This window comes from Niallia sp. WK069_GA_01 (assembly GCF_983173855.1).
This window is the reverse complement of sequence record NZ_OZ470138.1, coordinates 3,886,296-3,905,222: the sequence shown is the minus strand read 5'-3', so window position 1 is coordinate 3,905,222 and position 18,927 is coordinate 3,886,296. Positions and strand designations below refer to the sequence as shown.

General features: G+C 35.5%; 21 protein-coding genes. 17 read left to right on the top strand and 4 right to left on the bottom strand.

Annotated features, from left to right (window positions below; translation table 11 throughout):
- Window positions 1–111 precede the first annotated feature (111 nt).
- From AC5LWL_RS18220 to AC5LWL_RS18205, 4 genes are all read left to right on the top strand, one after another.
- Window positions 112–405 (top strand): hypothetical protein, encoded by a 294-nt coding sequence (locus AC5LWL_RS18220; RefSeq protein ID WP_493435629.1) that lies wholly within the window; start codon window positions 112–114, stop codon window positions 403–405.
- A gap of 98 nt (window positions 406–503) precedes the next feature.
- Window positions 504–1,262, top strand: coding sequence for a Cthe_2314 family HEPN domain-containing protein (locus AC5LWL_RS18215; RefSeq protein WP_493435628.1), 759 nt, complete (start codon window positions 504–506; stop codon window positions 1,260–1,262).
- A gap of 356 nt (window positions 1,263–1,618) precedes the next feature.
- On the top strand, window positions 1,619–1,909 hold the full coding sequence (locus tag AC5LWL_RS18210) for a hypothetical protein (protein WP_493435627.1): 291 nt from the start codon (window positions 1,619–1,621) through the stop codon (window positions 1,907–1,909).
- A 90-nt stretch (window positions 1,910–1,999) separates the two neighbouring features.
- On the top strand, window positions 2,000–2,098 hold the full coding sequence (locus AC5LWL_RS18205; RefSeq protein ID WP_493435626.1) for a BA5345 family protein: 99 nt from the start codon (window positions 2,000–2,002) through the stop codon (window positions 2,096–2,098).
- A 124-nt stretch (window positions 2,099–2,222) separates the two neighbouring features.
- Here AC5LWL_RS18205 and AC5LWL_RS18200 read toward each other — a convergent pair whose 3' ends face one another.
- The 3 genes from AC5LWL_RS18200 to istA are packed head-to-tail and all read right to left on the bottom strand — an operon-like array spanning window position 2,223 to window position 4,710.
- Entirely contained in the window at window positions 2,223–2,381 is a 159-nt protein-coding gene (locus AC5LWL_RS18200) for a hypothetical protein (RefSeq protein ID WP_493435625.1), read from the bottom strand.
- Window positions 2,382–2,419: 38 nt separating this feature from the next.
- The gene (istB, locus tag AC5LWL_RS18195; protein WP_493435624.1) at window positions 2,420–3,175 is read right to left on the bottom strand and encodes an IS21-like element helper ATPase IstB; all 756 of its coding nucleotides are present in this window, start codon (window positions 3,173–3,175) and stop codon (window positions 2,420–2,422) included.
- Window positions 3,172–4,710, bottom strand: a complete 1,539-nt coding sequence (gene istA / locus AC5LWL_RS18190; protein ID WP_493435623.1) for an IS21 family transposase — start codon at window positions 4,708–4,710, stop codon at window positions 3,172–3,174. The genes istB and istA overlap by 4 nt, the downstream gene beginning before the upstream one ends.
- Window positions 4,711–4,922: 212 nt before the next feature.
- Between istA and AC5LWL_RS18185 the strand changes: the two genes are divergently transcribed.
- The 5 genes from AC5LWL_RS18185 (at window position 4,923) to AC5LWL_RS18165 (ending at window position 7,046) form a co-directional block, all read left to right on the top strand.
- Complete coding sequence (locus AC5LWL_RS18185) at window positions 4,923–5,435, top strand: BA5345 family protein (protein ID WP_493435622.1); 513 nt, start codon at window positions 4,923–4,925, stop codon at window positions 5,433–5,435.
- A gap of 159 nt (window positions 5,436–5,594) precedes the next feature.
- Window positions 5,595–5,777 (top strand): hypothetical protein, encoded by a 183-nt coding sequence (locus AC5LWL_RS18180; RefSeq protein ID WP_493435621.1) that lies wholly within the window; start codon window positions 5,595–5,597, stop codon window positions 5,775–5,777.
- Between the two features lie 76 nt (window positions 5,778–5,853).
- Window positions 5,854–6,078, top strand: coding sequence for a hypothetical protein (locus AC5LWL_RS18175; RefSeq protein WP_493435620.1), 225 nt, complete (start codon window positions 5,854–5,856; stop codon window positions 6,076–6,078).
- A gap of 227 nt (window positions 6,079–6,305) precedes the next feature.
- Window positions 6,306–6,725 (top strand): SRPBCC family protein, encoded by a 420-nt coding sequence (locus AC5LWL_RS18170; RefSeq protein ID WP_493435619.1) that lies wholly within the window; start codon window positions 6,306–6,308, stop codon window positions 6,723–6,725.
- Entirely contained in the window at window positions 6,726–7,046 is a 321-nt protein-coding gene (locus AC5LWL_RS18165) for an ArsR/SmtB family transcription factor (protein ID WP_493435618.1), read from the top strand. It abuts the gene before it with no gap.
- Window positions 7,047–7,292: 246 nt separating this feature from the next.
- Here the strand turns inward: AC5LWL_RS18165 and AC5LWL_RS18160 are convergent, their stop codons facing one another.
- Window positions 7,293–7,754 (bottom strand): VOC family protein, encoded by a 462-nt coding sequence (locus tag AC5LWL_RS18160; RefSeq protein ID WP_493435617.1) that lies wholly within the window; start codon window positions 7,752–7,754, stop codon window positions 7,293–7,295.
- Window positions 7,755–8,463: 709 nt separating this feature from the next.
- Between AC5LWL_RS18160 and AC5LWL_RS18155 the strand changes: the two genes are divergently transcribed.
- From AC5LWL_RS18155 to AC5LWL_RS18120, 8 genes are all read left to right on the top strand, one after another.
- Complete coding sequence (locus AC5LWL_RS18155; protein WP_493436656.1) at window positions 8,464–9,240, top strand: amino acid ABC transporter substrate-binding protein; 777 nt, start codon at window positions 8,464–8,466, stop codon at window positions 9,238–9,240.
- 79 nt (window positions 9,241–9,319) lie between these two features.
- A complete protein-coding gene (locus tag AC5LWL_RS18150; RefSeq protein WP_493435616.1) occupies window positions 9,320–9,979 on the top strand; it encodes an amino acid ABC transporter permease in 660 nt (219 codons plus the stop codon).
- A gap of 17 nt (window positions 9,980–9,996) precedes the next feature.
- Complete coding sequence (locus AC5LWL_RS18145; protein WP_493435615.1) at window positions 9,997–10,731, top strand: amino acid ABC transporter ATP-binding protein; 735 nt, start codon at window positions 9,997–9,999, stop codon at window positions 10,729–10,731.
- Between the two features lie 809 nt (window positions 10,732–11,540).
- Complete coding sequence (locus AC5LWL_RS18140; RefSeq protein WP_493435614.1) at window positions 11,541–13,319, top strand: sensor histidine kinase; 1,779 nt, start codon at window positions 11,541–11,543, stop codon at window positions 13,317–13,319.
- Window positions 13,316–14,902 (top strand): response regulator transcription factor, encoded by a 1,587-nt coding sequence (locus tag AC5LWL_RS18135; protein WP_493435613.1) that lies wholly within the window; start codon window positions 13,316–13,318, stop codon window positions 14,900–14,902. The genes AC5LWL_RS18140 and AC5LWL_RS18135 overlap by 4 nt, the downstream gene beginning before the upstream one ends.
- A gap of 59 nt (window positions 14,903–14,961) precedes the next feature.
- Window positions 14,962–16,284, top strand: coding sequence for an ABC transporter substrate-binding protein (locus tag AC5LWL_RS18130; protein ID WP_493435612.1), 1,323 nt, complete (start codon window positions 14,962–14,964; stop codon window positions 16,282–16,284).
- A gap of 763 nt (window positions 16,285–17,047) precedes the next feature.
- Window positions 17,048–18,007: an ABC transporter permease gene (locus tag AC5LWL_RS18125; protein WP_493436655.1), complete on the top strand. Its 960-nt coding sequence runs from the start codon at window positions 17,048–17,050 to the stop codon at window positions 18,005–18,007.
- A gap of 14 nt (window positions 18,008–18,021) precedes the next feature.
- Window positions 18,022–18,903: a carbohydrate ABC transporter permease gene (locus tag AC5LWL_RS18120; RefSeq protein WP_493435611.1), complete on the top strand. Its 882-nt coding sequence runs from the start codon at window positions 18,022–18,024 to the stop codon at window positions 18,901–18,903.
- The last annotated feature ends 24 nt before the right edge of the window (window positions 18,904–18,927 follow it).

The window sequence follows — 18,927 nt, the reverse complement described above, 5'->3', positions numbered from 1 at the left end:
TTCTACAAGAAAAGTGTCCTTTTTTGTGTGCTTTTTTTGGATTTTATTGGTTAATCAACACGCCTGTGCCAAGTTATTAACTTATGGGATTTAACTGAAGGGGAGTATATAATGAAAGAAAAATTGCCTGTTAAATTGATATATAAATACAGCTTAACGGTCAATCATACATCGAAGGTACTTACAATGAACAACATTAAAACGATAGCCACGTACATTGGCTTGACCGTAGCGATGATTTTATTAATAACTGTAATGATGATTCAATTCCTACAAGCAGCGTTTCCGAAAGATCCTGTCATGGAAGCAAGAATACCAATCATGAAGGAACGAGCTGAACAACGAGCCGAAGCCATAACAGCCATGCAAGACGAATGGATGGCCGAATATACAAAGAATAAATGAGCGTGCTACAAAATTTGTAACACGTTTTTTATTTGTGCATAGGAAAAATGTCTTTTATTGGCGAATTTAACCAATATAAAATATGTGAGGTGAATTTTTTGGATATATACGATTACGCAAAATATCCCGACAAAGAGGATTGGCTCAAAATAGTCGGTGATAAAGTTGAGACATTAAATAAAATTGCTTTTGATGCAGATAAGAAAACTTTCAACATCTTGAATTTTGATGAAAGTTATTACGGAATGAACCTTCATTATTTGCTTCAGGAATTTAATAACAGAGCATTTGATTTGAGGGTTAATTACACTTTGTTAAAATCTTACTATGACGCTGGTATTCCAGATGAAGAATGGTTTAAGTCGCCAGGTGAAAATGGTATAAGTGTTCAATATTTTCCGCACTTCGACGAAAAACATCATGGACACTTATATTGGTTTGGCTTTTATATGGACAGTTATTACACAAGGTTTGAAGGTTTAATTGATGCTGTTTATCATATTATTAATGTTAAATACAAATTTGATATAGAGCCTGCTTTGGGATTCCGAAACAAGGTATTAAAACAACTTGAAACAGCAGATAAAGACCTTTATGACTACTTGGTGGCATTACCAAACAACGCTATATTTAAACAGGTGAAGGACTTCCGAAATAATATCGTCCATAATTACAGACCGAATCAAATTGACTCTGGCTATAAACGAGTTAATAACGCTGACGGTTCTCAAACAATAACAATGTCTATTGGCAATTACACAACTTCAACAGAGTTTCTTAATAACATACATGATAGCTTGGATTTGTTAGCAGACATTACAGACGAAATACGGGATAAAGTTAAAGAAGAAGAATAATTGAACTACAGACCGTCAGCTTTTACGAGCTAGGTGGTTTTTCTTTGCAGGAAAATGTAACCATTTGTCGAATAGGTGAAAGGGAGGTGATAAAAATGGCTGTAAATGAAATCAAAAGCTTTCTTCATATAGAAAAGGTGCAACAAACTAGTCTTATGGAAGTCACATACTATTGAGAAATAAAACTAGCATATGTAGATAAAGAAGGTTTTTACGGATATGCTTACACAACATACAATAGGGATGAAATAAAATGGGCTCACCTTGATACTTTTTCGGAAGAAAGCGCCATTGAGATAATGTTAAATAAATGTAAGAAAGAATCAAAATAAAATGTCCTTTGGGGAGGTAATATTATGAGTAGTAAAGGATTGCAGTTTCCAACATTATTGATTAATCATTTAATCGACAATGGAGCTAAAGAAGAGATCAGTTTGGTTGAAGAAAAATGCTTAAATCGTACATTGTTCAAATATTTGGGCGAAAAATACGACATACCTGATTTAGCTGACTTTGCAAAGAAACCTGAAACCGAGGAATACCTTGAGGAATGGTTTAACACATACAATGGCAGTGATTACAGAAGAAAGTTCAATGTTGAAAACAACGGTTTGAATTTGTTAGTGGCTGCATTAATTTTTTCTTAAAAAGGCACCCTTGAGGGTGTTTTTTTATTTTAAAAAAGGATTTAATGAATTTGTTGAAAAACAAATAACGAAAGGAGATGAGTTTCAAAAATGAAATTTGAAACAAAACATTTAATTCGCTGGGGGATTCCTGGCTGGATACTGATTTTCTGGCTGTTCTATGAAATCCTGTTTGAATATTGCGGATAGATTGAGCCAGCAGTGCGGAGTTTTGAGCCACTGTTTGCGGACATCTGAGCCAGTAAGTGCGGGGAGGAAGAGCCACCGTTATTAAAAGCCATTAGAACAAGGTTCGTTCCAATGGCCATTTGTACTATCTGAATCTTTTATCTCCTAATTGCTTATCAATAATCTCCATTGCCCAACGAACCAGTTCATCATGATCTAAATTCTCTTCCTCATCCCATATGCAGGAGGGTAATAATCTCTCTTCAACTGCTACCCTCACTTGATCGGGCAAATACCTATGCATAAAATACCTTGCTATACGATTTTCCACTTCGGAGGGAATCATATAGATACCCTCAACCCATGACGTTCTCTCATCGAAACTTCGCCATCAACTAGAATCTTATAGGAATCATGAACGATTCGGTCAAGAATTGCATCTGCTATCTGTGCTTGCCCTAGTTTCGAGTGCCATCCTTCTGGAGAAAACTGAGAACAGAAAATAGTAGATGCTTTCTTTAACCTAGCTTCAATAATTTCCAACACATGGAGTACATTTTCTTCTGACAGCTCTGTTAATAACCACTCATCTACTATCAATAGATCAATCTTTTTGTATTTTTGAATCAACTTACGAAAACTGCCATCTGCCTCATACTTTGCTACAGCTAATTCATCCAGTAATTCTGGTAATCGAATATATTTTACTTTGTAATATTGGCGACATGCGTGGACACCAAAGGCGTTTGATATCCACGTTTTTCCGTTCCCTGAGGCTCCCATTAAAATAATGTTATGGTGGTTTTGAATGTAATTTCCTGTTGCTAACTCTAGTATTTGCTTCTTGTCTAGGTTACGATCAGGATGATATTCAATATCTTCAATGGCTGCTGTTGGATCACTAAATGTTGCCTGCTTAATTAATCTTTCTAGTCTATTAGATTTCCGTCTATCATACTCGTAATCTACTAACAGATTGAATCTATCATCAAAGTCCATACTCTTGTAATCGTTATTCTGTCCTTGTTGCTTATATAGTTCAGCCATCGCACCCATTTTCAGTTCTATTAATTTACGTAACGTCTCTTGATTCATCATTTATTCTCTCTCCCAAAGTATTTAGCCCCACGGATAAATCCATAATCATCAGAGGTGGTGCTAATATCTATATTTTGTTTTTGTTTTCTTTTCTTCATTCTTTCCAATACACTTTTTAAAACAGAAACCGTTGGGTTTGTTGATATTTCAAGTAATGTTTCTGTTGCTTTTTCCATGTCTGCCTTTGTGTATTTTGTTGATAGATTCCTAAGTGTACTAAGGATATTTAATGCCTTTTTCTCCACATTTTTTTCTAAGATATAAGAAACCAGCTTTGTCACGGACGGTCCAATCGTTTCTGCCCACTGCCGATTATTATCAGGATTATGTTCTAGATATAATCGGTGATTATCAGGCATATGGTCTGTGTTCGTAGAAAACTGACCAATTTCACCTTTTAATCGTTTATGGGATGCAATACGGACTTCTTTGAAGTAAACTTCAATTAAATCCGTGGTTAGTCGTATGTCGACATTCTCTCGGACATAATCATATGGAACGGAATAATACATTCGTTCAACTTGGATGTGGTAGTTCAGTTGAACTTTTGCTGTTTTCCATTCTGCAAGTTTGTACCGTGTTTGAGGAAGCGATTGAAGGTAGGATTTCTCTTCTTCCTCAAACACCTTTTTACGCGAACCAGGTCGCTTTTGAAAATCAATGGTGTTAATTTCCTCTAGCCTTTCAAAGATTTTTTGATTTAAATCTTCGATATGAAAACAATGATAGTTTCTTAGTAGAGCGATAATCTGCCGAGAAATATATCCAACAGTCCCTTCGACGCTTGCTTTATCTTTCGGCCTGTGAACACGGCTCGGAACTATGACAGTAGAATAATAATCTGCAAGTTCACGATAGGCTTCATTCAGAAGAGGCTCTTCTCGATGTGCTTTTGTAACCCCTGTTTTCAAGTTATCGGGAACCAACGTTTCAGGAACTCCCCCGAAATACTCCAATGCATGAATGTGAGCAATAAGCCAATTAGCTGATTTCCTATCTAAAAATGCTTCAACGTAGCTGAATTGACTATAAGGCAAGGTCGCAATAAAAACATATGCTGGAATTGTTTCTCCTGTTGAGCGATCAATTATTTGCAGCGTAGATCCAGCCCAATCTACCTCCATAACTTCACCTGGTTTTCTTCGAATAGGCATGGTTAACTTATACTTCTTCGCATATTTCCCATAGTTTTCACAGTAAGTACGATAGGCATAAGGAATTTTTCCACCACCACGTGCTTCTGTCGCATACTCGTGATGCAATAAAGTCAAGGTGACATTCTTTTTTTGTAACTCTTTATGGACTTTTTCCCAATCAACCGGGAAGTAACCTTTCTCTATAGCTTGTTTCTCTGGAAAAAGAAAAGCTTCTAGCCATGGGTTGGTCATTGTATCGTTCAGGCTTTCCACACCAAGTTTCTTGGCACGTTGAACGACATCAGAAACAGTATTCCTTGAATGTCCAGTGCTAGAACTAATAGTTCTCTGACTGACTCCTTCAAAATAAAGTTCCAGAATCTTGCGACAATTAAGCACGATAAAAACCTCCTGTATATTAGTGTCATGCTTGAATGCATGCAACATAATTATACAAGAGGTTTTCATGATTCTATTAATAATGGCTCTCCATTCCGCAAATGGTGGCTCTTTTCTCCGCAATGACTGGCTTTAAACTCCGCATAAGTGGCTCATTTCATCTGCAATAATCAATCCTGTTCCTCAAAGGGATTAATCCGTTAGATACAAAAATGGTGGATTTAAAAACAGGATTAACGCTGTTATTATCATTAACTGCCATCGGTGTACCTGTTGGCTACTTATTACACCAAATTTATTTTGGAAGCTCTTGGGTTATCAACTCAAATAAAAATTATGTGAAAATTGCTAGGAAAATTCCCAACTTTCCAAGGCCTGATGGTTGGGGACAAAATAAAAATGAAGATTATTTTCATTTTGAATATGTGTGGCATGCAATGTTAATTAATCGAGATGCTGACACAAGAACATATCTGGAAGGCAGATACAGACATTTGTTAGGCACAATACATGCTCTAGGAGCTTTGTTTGTAAGTAGCATGCTGTCACTAATAATGACTGCAATTATCATTTTTACTCATTTATCTGACTTTGGCTATAATGTTTACTTCTGGGTTGGGCTCATCTTGCAAGTTATAATTTTTGTAGCATCTGCTTTGAATTATAAATATTATTCGGATAACCTTAGAGCTTTCCAAATCAAAATGTTACAAACATATTTGTAACAGGATTGCACCAGTTCGTTGAGCTGGTGTTCTTTTTATGTTCGAAATAGATTGGTTAAGGTTTCATAAATAAATGAAAAGCTGACCGTCCAGTGAGTTTACAAATTAAATTGGATCAATACAATACCAGCAGATATTATTCTGCTGGAGGTTTAATTAATGAAATACTACGTTTACGCTCACAAAATTAAAAACACAGACATTATTTTTTATATTGGCTCAAATTGGTTTAGTGGAAATCCAGAAAGGGCTTATGAAACACGCAATCGACCAGAAAAATGGCACGAGGTTGTTGCGGAACATAATGGAGCGCTCGATGTGGAAATCATTGGACGTTATTAATCTGATAGGCGAGCTTACGAATGTGAAATGATTTTAATGGCTTACTATCAGGATAAGCATAATTGGTGCTGGTGCAATGGAGAAAGGAAAGATGAAAAGTTCAAAGCCAGAGTTCGTGGTGCAAGTATTAGCAGGCAGACAAATAATGGCTACCAAAGGTAAGAGAAAAATTGTTTTTGAATCCGTAAAATATGCCAGTCAACAGTTGGATATTAAGCAACCTACGATACATCATTACTTGAATACAGGTAAAGTTCACCCTTCAGGATATAGTTTTAAATATGTTGACACAAAGCGTTGATGAGATGCAGTCATTTCTGTATAATGGTGGTAGCAGAATGAACGGAGATGTTGTTAAATCAACGTTTTGGCGAGTACTGATAGCTCAGCGGGAGAATACGTCCTTGACAGAGTAGTGCTCTAATAGTATATGAAAGAGTGTTAAACTGAATGTTCAAAATAAGATAACTCAAGTTTGACGTGAAACCAAAAGGTGTTGTTTAAACTATATACAAAGGAGAAATAATAATGGACACTTTACAAGATATTAAACAAACAGTCGTATTTGAAGCATCTATCCAAAAGGTATGGGATACGGTATCTACTTCTGATGGGATTGCCTCATGGTTCATGCCAAATGATTTTGAGCCGACAGTAGGGCACGAATTTCATGTACAATCTCCATTTGGTCCATCACCATGTAAGGTATTAGAAGTGAATGAACCGAACAAGCTATCATTTTCATGGGATACAGATGGTTGGATCGTTTCTTTTCTATTAAAAGAATTGGGTGATAAAACAGAGTTTACACTTATTCATGGCGGATGGAAAACTCCAGATACGGTTCTTTCGAAAGCAAACGAGAAAAGCTCTGTTATTCGTGAAAGAATGGATCATGGTTGGGTTAGTATTGTTAATGAACGACTTTTAAAGGTTATTGAAGGTTAAGTGTCAGCATTAAAGCATGATGTATTCCAAGCTATTGCCGACCCAACAAGAAGAGAGATTCTTCGATTGCTTTCCAACGACAAGTTAGCTATCTCTGAAATAACAGCTCAATTTCCTATAAGTCGTACGGCAGTTGCTAAGCACCTCCATGTACTGGCAGAAGCAAGTTTAGTCAGTGGCAAAAAAGTAGGCAGAGAAAAAATCTATCAGCTGAACCCAGAGCCATTATCAGAAGTAAAACAGTGGCTTTCCTATTACGAACAATTTTGGAATAATAAGCTTGCCAAGCTTAAATATGTAGTGGAAAATGAAGATAAATAAGTGATTTAAAGTTTTAACTTGAGGGTGCTTGGTTCTTCAACATTTCAATATGACCCCTGACAATAAACTTTAATGGAGACCGTTATCCAGTTAAAGATGATTTTTATATATTTGTTGAACTAAAATATATATTGTCGGTTTTTCATGAGGTAGTTATCACCATTCATATGAACTAGCTTGACTCGATGATAAAAGAATAATAGCCGTACTACACTTCTTATGTAGAGTGGCTATTTGGAGTTATCTTTATACAAGTTTTTCAAGTTGACTCAAATACATCATTTTACTCGGTTCAGTCGGGCTTCCCTCAGGCAAATTACACATCAATTCTAAAGCGTTGCCATCTGGATCATTAAAATAAATGGATACATTCTGCTGATGTGGTCTAGCTATTGGTTCCAATGGTTCCAAGCCACCATGCGACCGAAGACGGATACCTTTTTCAGTTAGCCAGGTACTTGCTTTCAACATGTCATCAAAATCCACTTCAAAAGCTAAATGCCGACCATTACCTGGAAAACTGGCAGGCTCCCTGTCTTTAGAAATCTCCGTTTTCCAAAGACCTAGCCAAGTTTTGTTTGGAACAATCCAAAGAAAAGCAACTTTTTCATATTCGTAGGCCATTTGTAATCCAAGGTTTTCATAAAACTGAATGGAATGTTGTAAATTACTAACGGGTAAGTGCACTTCATAAAGTCCTTTTATCATTGTTACGCTCCTTAAGAATTATTTACCACTTAATTTATCAGGTGTGTTAATTAACCAATAATTCCCTAAAAAATTTTAAAAATTCTGAAGCCTCTCCCCACTATGGTAATGCTTTTCGTGTACTAGGGGACAGGATCCTGAGTTTTGGATTTTTGTTCTGATTGCCCTTTTATCGGACAAACTTCCCTATTTTCTCTGTAGTTTTTGTTCTGATTCATCCTTTTCAAATCTAATCAGGTAAAATGTACTAGTTAAAAAAGCTACTTAATGTTTCATAGGATAATTCTGTCTAATTTTGGATAATCAACACTCTTGTTAATTTATATTAATTTTAATAATGTTTTTTTTCAAATAAACAGCCTGATTCTTCATTGTTTTTCCTCCATTATGATTGTAATTACTTTTCCAAATTTGAAAAATAATAGTTGGAATAGCTGTTAAGAATACGGACAGAAAAAAACAATCCTTTAGTCTGCTAATATACTAAAAAATTCATTGACATGAACTTTTACTTCATGATAGATTATAAAAGTTCGTTATTACTCTAATATGTTATCGGAGTAAAGTGTTTTATGTATATATAGGTATTTCTATAAGAGTCGAGTGATTTTTTAGGAGGAGTGGTTTTCCTAGGAAATGATGAGATAAAAGAATGAACGATACAAGTTTTATAGCAAAATTCAACTCTTCTAAAGGTGGTATTTACAAGATGAAACGTTTAGCAACAATGATTCTAAGCATAACAGCATTATTTTTAATTCTTACTGGATGTTCTAATTCTACAAAGGACAAAAACGAAAATACATTGATAATTGGCATTGATGATAAATTTGCTCCAATGGGTTTTAGAGATGATAATAATAAAATCGTTGGTTTTGATATTGATTATGCAAAAGCAGCAGCTGAAAAAATGGGTGTTAAAGTTGAATTTCAACCTATTGACTGGAAGACGAAAGAGTCTGAATTAAGCAGTGGTCGAATTGACCTTATCTGGAATGGCTATACAATTACAGATGATCGCAAAAAGAAAGTGTTGTTTACAAAGCCTTATTTAAAAAATGCCCAAGTTGTTGTGACATTGGCAGATTCTAAGTTGGAAAAACTAGATGACTTAAAAGGAAAAGTTGTTGGTCTTCAATCTCTTTCTTCTGCTTCTGATGCTTTGGATGCAAATCCAATTAAATCAAAAATCAAAGAAGTTACCGAGTTTTCCGATAATGTAATGGCTTTAAATGATCTAAAATCCGGTCGCTTGGATGCAGTTGTAATTGATGAAGTAGTTATTGATTATTACATGACAAAACAAAAAGACAGTTTCAAAGTTCTAAATGAATCCCTTACTCCAGAAGAATATGGAGTTGGCGTGAAAAAAGGGAATGAAGAACTGCTAGAGAAACTGCAAAAAGCACTAGATGAGATGAATACAGATGGTACTGCTGCTTCCATTTCGAAAAAGTGGTTTGGTCAAGAAAAAGTATTAAATTAATAGTAACGACTAAATAAATAGAGGAAAAAACAGGGTTCCTAGAGGGGGCCTGTTTTGTTTATTGGGAGGAATAATTTTTATGTCACTTGAGTACTTACTCTCCATACTTAAGCCCATGTTAGAAGGGGCACAGGCAACAATTCTACTATTCTTAATAGCAATTATTCTATCTATTCCATTAGGATTTCTCTTAACACTTGCTGTAAGAAGCAGTATAAAGCCTTTAGCTTGGTTCGCACATACGTATATTTATGTAATGCGCGGTACACCACTATTGCTGCAGCTATTGTTTATATGCTTTGGTTTGCCAATGATTCCTGGAATAGGGGAATATATGGTGTTGGATCGTTTTGTTGCGGCATCATTAGGATTTGTTTTAAATTATGCAGCGTATTTTGCGGAAATTTTTCGTGGAGGGCTATTGGCTATTGATAAAGGTCAATATGAGGCTTCACAAGTACTTGGTTTAAATAAATGGCAGACAACAACACGTGTTGTCTTACCGCAAATGTTCCGAATTGCACTTCCTGCTGTTGCCAATGAATCGGTGACATTGATTAAGGATACCGCATTGCTTTATGCAGTCGCTGTTCCAGAAATACTGCATTTTGCGCAGACGGCAGTCAATCGCGACTTTACCATTACGCCATTTTTTGTGGCGGGAATTATTTATCTGTTCATGACGCTTTTATTAACAATACTATTTAAATGGGTGGAGCGAAGATTTAAATTCGAATAAAAAGGATGTGATGAAAAATGGCTATTATGGAAATATCTAATCTAAAAAAGTCATACGGCAATTTGGATGTATTAAAGCAAATAACCTTTGATATTAATAAAAACGATGTAGTGGCAGTAATCGGTCCTTCAGGTTCCGGCAAGAGTACAATGCTCCGAAGTCTTGTACACTTAGAAAATATACAAGGAGGCAGCATTCGGATTGATGGCGATGATTTAGTGAAGGATGGAGTATATTCCAATTCGCAGGAAATCAAAAAAATCACCTCGAAAATGGGGATGGTTTTTCAGCATTTTAATCTGTTTCCACATTTAACAGTAAAACAAAATTTGGAACTTGCTCCTAAGATGGCAAAAAAAGAATCAGCTGCTCAAATTCAAGCTAGAAGCAAAGAGCTGTTGGAGAAAGTTGGATTAACAGACAGAGCTTCTGCTTATCCAGCAAATCTATCAGGCGGACAAAAGCAACGAGTAGCAATCGCTCGTGCATTAATGATGAATCCAGAGATTTTACTTTTTGATGAACCAACATCTGCCTTAGATCCAGAATTAACCGGGGAAGTATTGAAAGTAATGAAAGACTTAGCAGAAGAACATATGACTATGGTTGTTGTCACACATGAGATGGGATTTGCAAAAGAAGTCGCGAACAACGTTATTTTCATGGACAACGGAGAAATTGTCGAATCAGGTCATCCAGCAGATTTATTTACAAACCCTCAATTTGAACGGACAAAAGCATTTTTAAAGTAAACTATATTCAAAATGGATGAGTTTTTAAACCGGTGTATGGTCAAGAGGCTAGCCTAGCCAATGAATTTGGTTTAAACAAAAAAATGTTTTTTAGAAAAAATTGTAATTCATAAGAATCCGCCCAAAGAGAGCGAGATCTTATGGATTGCAATTTTTTCATTTAATAGAGTTAAATTTACATCACGGCACAGGATAAGCAGTTTTCTAGTTTATGATAAAGCAGGGAGCAGCCGGAATACACGAAGACTCCTATGGGAATTGGGGGAAAGAAGAGACCCCGCAGCGCAGCGAGGAGGCTCGGCGCCCGCCCCATGGAAAGCGAAGTGTATTCCGGCTGCGGACTAAGTAAAAGCACTTATTTTCAGGGTAGACATCTATGCAACAAAATTTGCACCACGGCGCATGAAAAGAAGCAGCTTTCCATTTTGTTTTATGGACTAAGTTTGAAGCAAAGAGCAGGTTAAATACACGATGATTTCCTCGGAATTGCAGGAAAGAAGAGTCTGAAGAGTCTCCTCAAGAAAGCGAATGGAATTACGAGAGCGAGTCTCTTTGCAGAGCACAGCCAATCAAAATAAAGAACCTCCAACCTAACAATTGATAAAAATAATAATAATAGATGGCAACCACAATCCTTTTATGTTACATTGAAAGAAAAAGCGCTTTCTTAAGTTTTATTCTTGTAGTGAGAGCAGGGAGCAGTCAGAATACACGAAGAATTTAAAAGAAAAATAGAATGTTAGTTTCTTTTAGCATAAAATTAATTGTACATAATAAAATGTAAGGGTTTTCTGAAAAGGGGAGATTGCATGTTTTTTTCTTTGCGAAATCGTATATTTCTTATTTTCACCTTATTATTAACCATCCCCTTTCTCATTATCTCCATCATTATTCCTACTAGATTTACTAGTATTATGGAAGAACAGACAAAAGATATCACGATTGAAATGATGGATCAATATTCTTTATACATTGATTCCATTACATCACAAGTGGAGGATTTAGGGAAACAAGTACTTGTCAATCAAGCAACCCGAGACTGGATAAATGCAGATAACGATCTAACTAACACGGAAAGGCTAGTATTAAAAAATCAATTGAAAATGCAGCTGTCCACCATGATGGTCAATAATTCAAATTCCGTATCTATTTCCGTTTTTTTTAACGATGGAACGGGTACATGGGGGAAAAACAGCAATCTAAAAAATACAGAGTGGTTTCGGAATTTCAAGGATAAGGATCAAAGATGGGCAAAAGCACATATGGATCCTTATCAACTGTCGCAAGAAATGAAAGAAAGTAATATTATCAGTTACCTTCTTCCTTTATTTGATATTTCTACATTAGATTCAGTTGGAATTATTAAAGTGAATTTTCCAACTGACACTTTAGAAAATGCATTGAGGAAAATTAAAGTTGGTGAACGTGGTCGTGTCTATGTTGTCGATAAAGGTGGAACCAACGTACTTCCAGGAAAAATTAAGACACCCTCAAAGGTTCTATCAAGCAGCTTAAAAAAAATTTCCAACCAAACTAGGGAAAAAGGATTGATAGAAACTACCTATAAGGGGGAAGAGTATCTTGTTTTTTATCAAAAATTAAGTGTAGGAGATTGGGTTCTTATAAGTGAAGTCACAAAATCAGAACTGTTTGTTAAAATAATTCAGTTACAACGTAATTTATTTATTGTTAGTGCACTTATTTTTATCGCCACCATATTAGCGTCCTATTTGCAATCTTCTACCATTGTTAAGCCATTAGAAATGCTTCGAAAAGCAATGGGATATATAGAACATGGAGATTTTCTCGGAGCGAAACGATTTATTAAAACGATTAAACCGTATAAACATGAAGTGGGCTACGCGATTAATATATTTGGTCATACTGTAGATCGATTGAATCATTTAATTGCTACAGAATATGAAGCAAATCTGCGTAGGAAAAATGCAGAATATAAGGCATTATTACTGCAAATAAATCCACATTTTATGAATAATACACTTGAAATCATGGGAGGACTAGCAGCACAAGGAAAAAACGATGAGGTAGTTAATGTAAGCGTATACTTAGGGAGGATGATGAGATACTCTCTTGATACAAGCAATGATATTGTGTCACTAAAGGAAGAAATCGGTTATATTCGCAGCTTTACCGAAATATTAAAACTAAGATATGAAGACACCATTGAGATAAAAATCGAAGAAGATCCTTTGGCAAGTGATCTTCCTATTATCAAATTTATTATTCAGCCACTAGTAGAGAATGCTGTTAAATATAGTTTTCAAGGTAGCAGACCACCAGAGATTTTAATAAAATCGGAACGGATAAATGATACGCTTTTCCTTTTAATACAGGATAATGGAATTGGCATGGCAAGCGATGTTTATCAGGATATGATGTATATCGAGCAAGATAATGAAACAAATAATGTTTTAAACAGCAGTGGAAACAGTATCGGCTTAAAAAATGTTCTTGGAAGATTAAGAATTTATTACGGTGATAAATTTACTTATGATATTCAAACAGAACATAATGAAGGGACAGCTATTCTTTTATGCATTCATTTATCGAAGGGAGTGCTATCATGAAAAAGGTCATTATTATGGATGATGAAGTTCAAATCCGCAGAGGGCTGCGCATGAAGGTGAACTGGGAGGAGCTTGGATTTGAAATAGTTGGAGAAGCCTCTAATGGGGTAGAAGCACTAGATTTACTAAAAGAAAAAATAGTCGATATTGTCGTCACAGATGTTAGAATGCCGATAATGGATGGCATTGAATTTGTAAAACAATGTCATCAAACATACCCATCCGTGAAAGTAATCGTTTTATCTGGATATAATGATTTTGCATATGCTCAATCCACTATGCGGGAGGGAGTAAAACATTATTTATTAAAACCTATTGCACCAAGTGAATTAATAGATGCTTTGGAAAAAGTACGAATCGAAATAGAGCAAGAGCAAACTCAGCGCAAAGAAGCGGAAAAAATCATTAAAAAAGCAACTCTTCAAAAAGAAGAAGAGCAAGAACAGTTTTTACTTCAACTTGTAAAAGAAGATTGGACCGAAAAACCTCTGCCTTTTGAAATGATTCAGCAGTTAGAATTGGAAAATTTTCCGATAGAGAATGGGCTGTTTCAATATATTTCCGTTGAAATAAGAGATTCATATAAAAATCCGCATCTAGCTAAAGATTTGTGGAATCCGTTTCGTATGCTTTGTCGGGAGATTGCAAAAAAGCGAAAACAAACCTATTCCTTTTATGATCCAAATTATAAGAATATGATTCATTTTGTCTATCTAGTGGAGGGGGATAGTGAAAACAACCAAAAGAATATAGTAAGAGATATCACTCATTATGTGAATAGTTATATGAATCTTGAAATTGTAATTGGCGTTGGCAAAGTAGTCCAAAGTTATAAAAAAATGAAAAGCGGTTATCGTTCTAGTTTACTTTCCTGGAGTCAAAGTGAGATAGGATTGTCTTCGCAGGTACTGGATGAAACGGTCTATAAAGAACTGTTTACTTTTACACCAGATTTAGAGAAAAAGATGATTAATACGATTGAGGGAAATAAAAGAGATGGTTTTCAATACTATATTTCCACTGTATTAGGCAAAAACCAATCTCATTCAATTATGTCTTTTTCTGTTGTTTCTAACCGCGTATTATATTTATTAAGTTCACTTGCCTCCAAGTATGAGGTAGATACAAAAGTAATCAAACAATTGATGTGGAATTGTCAACAAAGCATATGGGAGCTTAATTCGCAAACGACGGTGATGGAAAATTTAATCCAGTTAGGAAATACGATTATGGATCAAGTTCATAAAGCAAAAACGAGTGTGGGTGTCACCATTGTGGAACGAGTTCGCCTTTACATAGAGAATCATTATGCGGAGGAGATTACACTTACCACACTTTCTGATCAATTTCATATTAATAGTGCCTATTTATCAGAACTGTTTAAGCTTCATATTGGACAGAATTTCAGTGATTATCTTCTACGGCTGCGTATGACAAAAGCAATTGATTTTTTACAAGATAAGGAACTGAAAATAATTGATGTTGCTCAATTGGTTGGTTTTTCTAATTCAGGTTATTTCAGCACAGTATTTAAAAAGTATTTTGGTCAAACTCCAGCGGATTTTCGTAAAAGAGCGGTATAAAACATTGGAAACTGCTGTTAAGAGTGGGACAAAAAAGTACAAAAGGACGGGGAGAAAAGATGAGAAAAAAGTTAATCTTAATAATCTTATTCCTTATCTTTATTATTTCAATTGGCTTCTATTTAGTAACCCTTTTTTCTTCCTTTACCAATAAATTGCATACAGAGGAAAAAGAGCATGTAAAAAAAGTGGAGTTGACCTTTTGGAGAAATTACGGAACAAAAGCAGAGAATAAAGCATTTAAAGAGCTTATTTCCGCATTTGAATCGACACATCCAATGATTAAGATTAAGCTAGTGTCCATTCCTTTTGGAGATTATGAAACAAGATTGAGGACAGAAATAGTGGCAGGCAGTTCACCTGATATTATGTCTATCGACAGCCCTAATTTAGCATTATATGCAGATTCAGGGTTATTGCTATCAATCGATTCATTTATGAAAAAAGATGGGAATATTAAGGATATACCAAGTTCAACCCTTAAAGGTGTAACATATAAGGATGAAATATATTTAGCGCCAATTGTGGAGTCTGGAATTGCATTATTTTATAATAAAAAACTTTTTCAGGAAGCTGGCATTCCTTTTCCCTCCTCTAATCCATATAAACCTTTAACATGGCTTCAAGTGTTGGAAATTGCTAAGAAATTAACAGACCCAGCAAAAGAAGTGTATGGCATTGATCCCGCTCAAGGATTTAATGACGGAGAAGGCCCCGCGTACTTTAAAATGCCTTTGTTATGGCAATTTGGAGGAGATATTTTAAATAAAGAAGGAACAACTGCTTCTGGTTTTTTAAATTCAGAGGAGTCATTAGAAGCGTTGCAATTTTACCAAGACCTTTATCAAACATATCATGTTGCATCCATTGAATTGCCAGAAGATCCCTTTGTAACTGGTCATTTGGCGATGACAGTATTAGGATCTTGGACATTAACGGATTATGCGATAAATCATCCCGAATTTCAATTAGGAGAAGACTTCGGGATAGCGCCATTGCCAAAAGCAAAGAATCAAGTGGTTCCTAATGGAGGCTGGGCAGTAGGAATTTCTGCCATGTCATCACACCCGAAGGAAGCATGGGAATTTGTTCAATATATTTCCAGTTATGAAGGGGTGAAAAAATATGTGAAGGAAACAGGAGATATTCCGGCAAGATACTCTGTAACAGAAGAGTTGACAGAACTAAAGGCATATCCGAAAAATATTTTTGTGGAACAAGCACAGTCCTTTTCTAAAAATCGTCCCATCACCCCTGCATATCCAGTTGTCAGTGATGAAATAAGAAAGCTATTTGAAGAAGTGGGAATTAGCAATAAGAATGTAAAAATGGCAGCCGAACAAGCGGTTGAGAGGATAAATAAAGGACTGCTTGAAGAATAATAAACGGCAAACTAGTACGTGAGAATACTGCAGAAGCAATCAATAAAGGCCAAAATCAGTTGTCATCATGTAAGTAGTCATTTTCATGACTTACAATATGACAGCAAAGTTTTGGCTTTTTTTTATGAAAAAAAGAACTGTGTGCACCAGCAAACAAAATTTGCAACATAATCCATGAAAAGAAGCAGTTTCCCTAAGTTTTGGATAGCTAAAGCAGGGAGCAGCCTGCATCACGAAGACTCCTATGGGAATTGCGGGACAGGCGAGACCCCGCAGGAGCTTTAGCTCCGAGGAGGCTCGGCGCCCGCCCCATGGAAAGCGAAGTGTATGCAGGCTGCGGACTCATAGAGAGTCCATTCCTACCTGTTTTCAATAGATTCCCACATAAATGATGGAGCACCAATTTTTATATAAAGCCAAGGACTGAGAACCTTATAAAAAGAAAAATTCCTCACATTTTAAACCCAAAAATTTTAGATAAACGAAACCAAATATATTAAAATCATCCGATAATGGAATTTGTTATATTTAAAACAGAAAGAAGCTTAGCTAATTAGAAAGGCACTACATCAATAAATAGTCTAAAGAGATGAGGCTACACAGAAAAACAAAGCAAGTCCATTTTTTTTAAGAAATAATTGTAATCGGTTACAAAAAATAAAATGTGTAGAAACATTGGGAAGCATCCAGTCCCAATTCATCATTTGACTGTGGAAAAATGTATATTTATCACGATGATAGGAGGGAGAAGCAGTTGGAACAAATGATAAAAGTTCAAAAAGAAGAAACGACTATTAAACCAAAAACAAACAACAAAGTAAAAAGAAATCTAAAGTATATCCGAAATAATTATTTTCTGTATCTGTTAATTGCACCAGCCGTCATCTTAACAATTGTATTTAAATATGTTCCGATGTATGGAGCGATTATTGCCTTTAAAGATTTCAGCCCAATAAAAGGGATAACAGGAAGTGAATGGGTCGGATTAAAGCATTTTGTGAAGTTCTTATCTTCCCCAAACTTTGAAACAATCTTTATGAGTACGCTTAAACTAAGTTTATTTGGTCTTATCCTTAGTTTTCCGATACCGATTATTTTGGCCTTAATGATTAATCAGGTTCGCAGGGCTTCTATCAAAAAAAATATCCAATTAGTATTATATGCGCCAAACTTTATCTCAGTCGTTGTTATTGTAGGGATGATCTTTATTTTCTTATCCCCGACTGGACCAATTAACAGCTTAATCAGTTATTTTACAGGAAAGCCGCTCATGTTTATGTCAGAGCCTGAATATTTCCGTTCGATTTATATCCTTTCAGGTATTTGGCAAACAGCAGGATGGTCATCGATTATATATGTGGCTGCACTTGCAAATGTGGATCCAGAACTTCATAATGCAGCAACAATTGATGGAGCCAGCATTTTTCAACGAATTATTCATATCGATTTACCAGCACTTAAACCGTTAATGGCTGTACTATTTATTTTAGGTGCAGGAAGCATTATGGCGATTGGTTTTGAAAAAGCGTATTTAATGCAAACATCAATGAATATACCAACATCGGAAATTATTCCTACCTACGTATATAAAATAGGGCTTCAAGCAGGCGATTATTCCTTTTCATCTGCTGTAGGATTATTCAACTCTGTTATTAACGTCATCTTGCTGATTATCGTAAATGCGGTAGTAAAAAGACTGAATGAAGGAGAAGGATTGTATTAAGGAGGGTGAATTTTATGAATATCAAACATACAGGCTTTGACCGATTTATTATTACCTTAAATAGTATTCTACTATGTTTGGCTGTATTAGTTGTACTCGTTCCGTTAGTATACGTTGCCATTGCATCATTGATGGATCCAACGGTATTGCTGAATAAAGGTCTTTCTTTAAAGCCTTCTGATTGGAGCTTAGAAGGGTACAAACTTATTTTAACAAATGATGCAATGATTAGAGGCTTCTTTAATGCGATTCTTTACTCAGTAGGGTTCGCAGTAGTGACAGTCGTTGTCTCGATATTTGCAGCATATCCACTTTCCATTGATGGTTTTGTCGGTAAAGGATTTTTCATGACATTATTTATCATCACAATGTTCTTTAGTGGTGGATTAATACCAACCTATTTAGTTGTCAAAGATCTAGGCATGTTAAATACAATCTGGGCGATTATTATTCCAGGAGCTGTAAATGTATGGAATATCATCTTAGCAAGGACGTATTTTAAAGGGCTGCCTTATGAACTAAATGAAGCAGCAAAGGTAGATGGTGCAAACGACTTGCTTATTTTCTTTAAAATTATATTGCCGCTGTCGAAACCGATTATTTTCGTATTAGCTCTATATGCTTTTGTTGGTCAATGGAATTCTTATTTTGATGCCATGATTTATTTAGAAGATCCGAAGCTACAGCCTTTGCAGCTTGTATTGCGCTCTATATTAATTCAAAATCAGGCTGATCCAGGAATGATAAGTGATCAATTGGCAATGGCAGAATTGAAAAGGCTTTCTGAAATGATAAAATATGCAGCAATTGTCATTTCCAGTCTTCCGTTAATCATCATGTATCCATTCTTCCAAAAATACTTTGAAAAAGGTGTTATGGTAGGTTCTTTAAAATAATGTTTAGTAGGCTTCTCTGAGTTT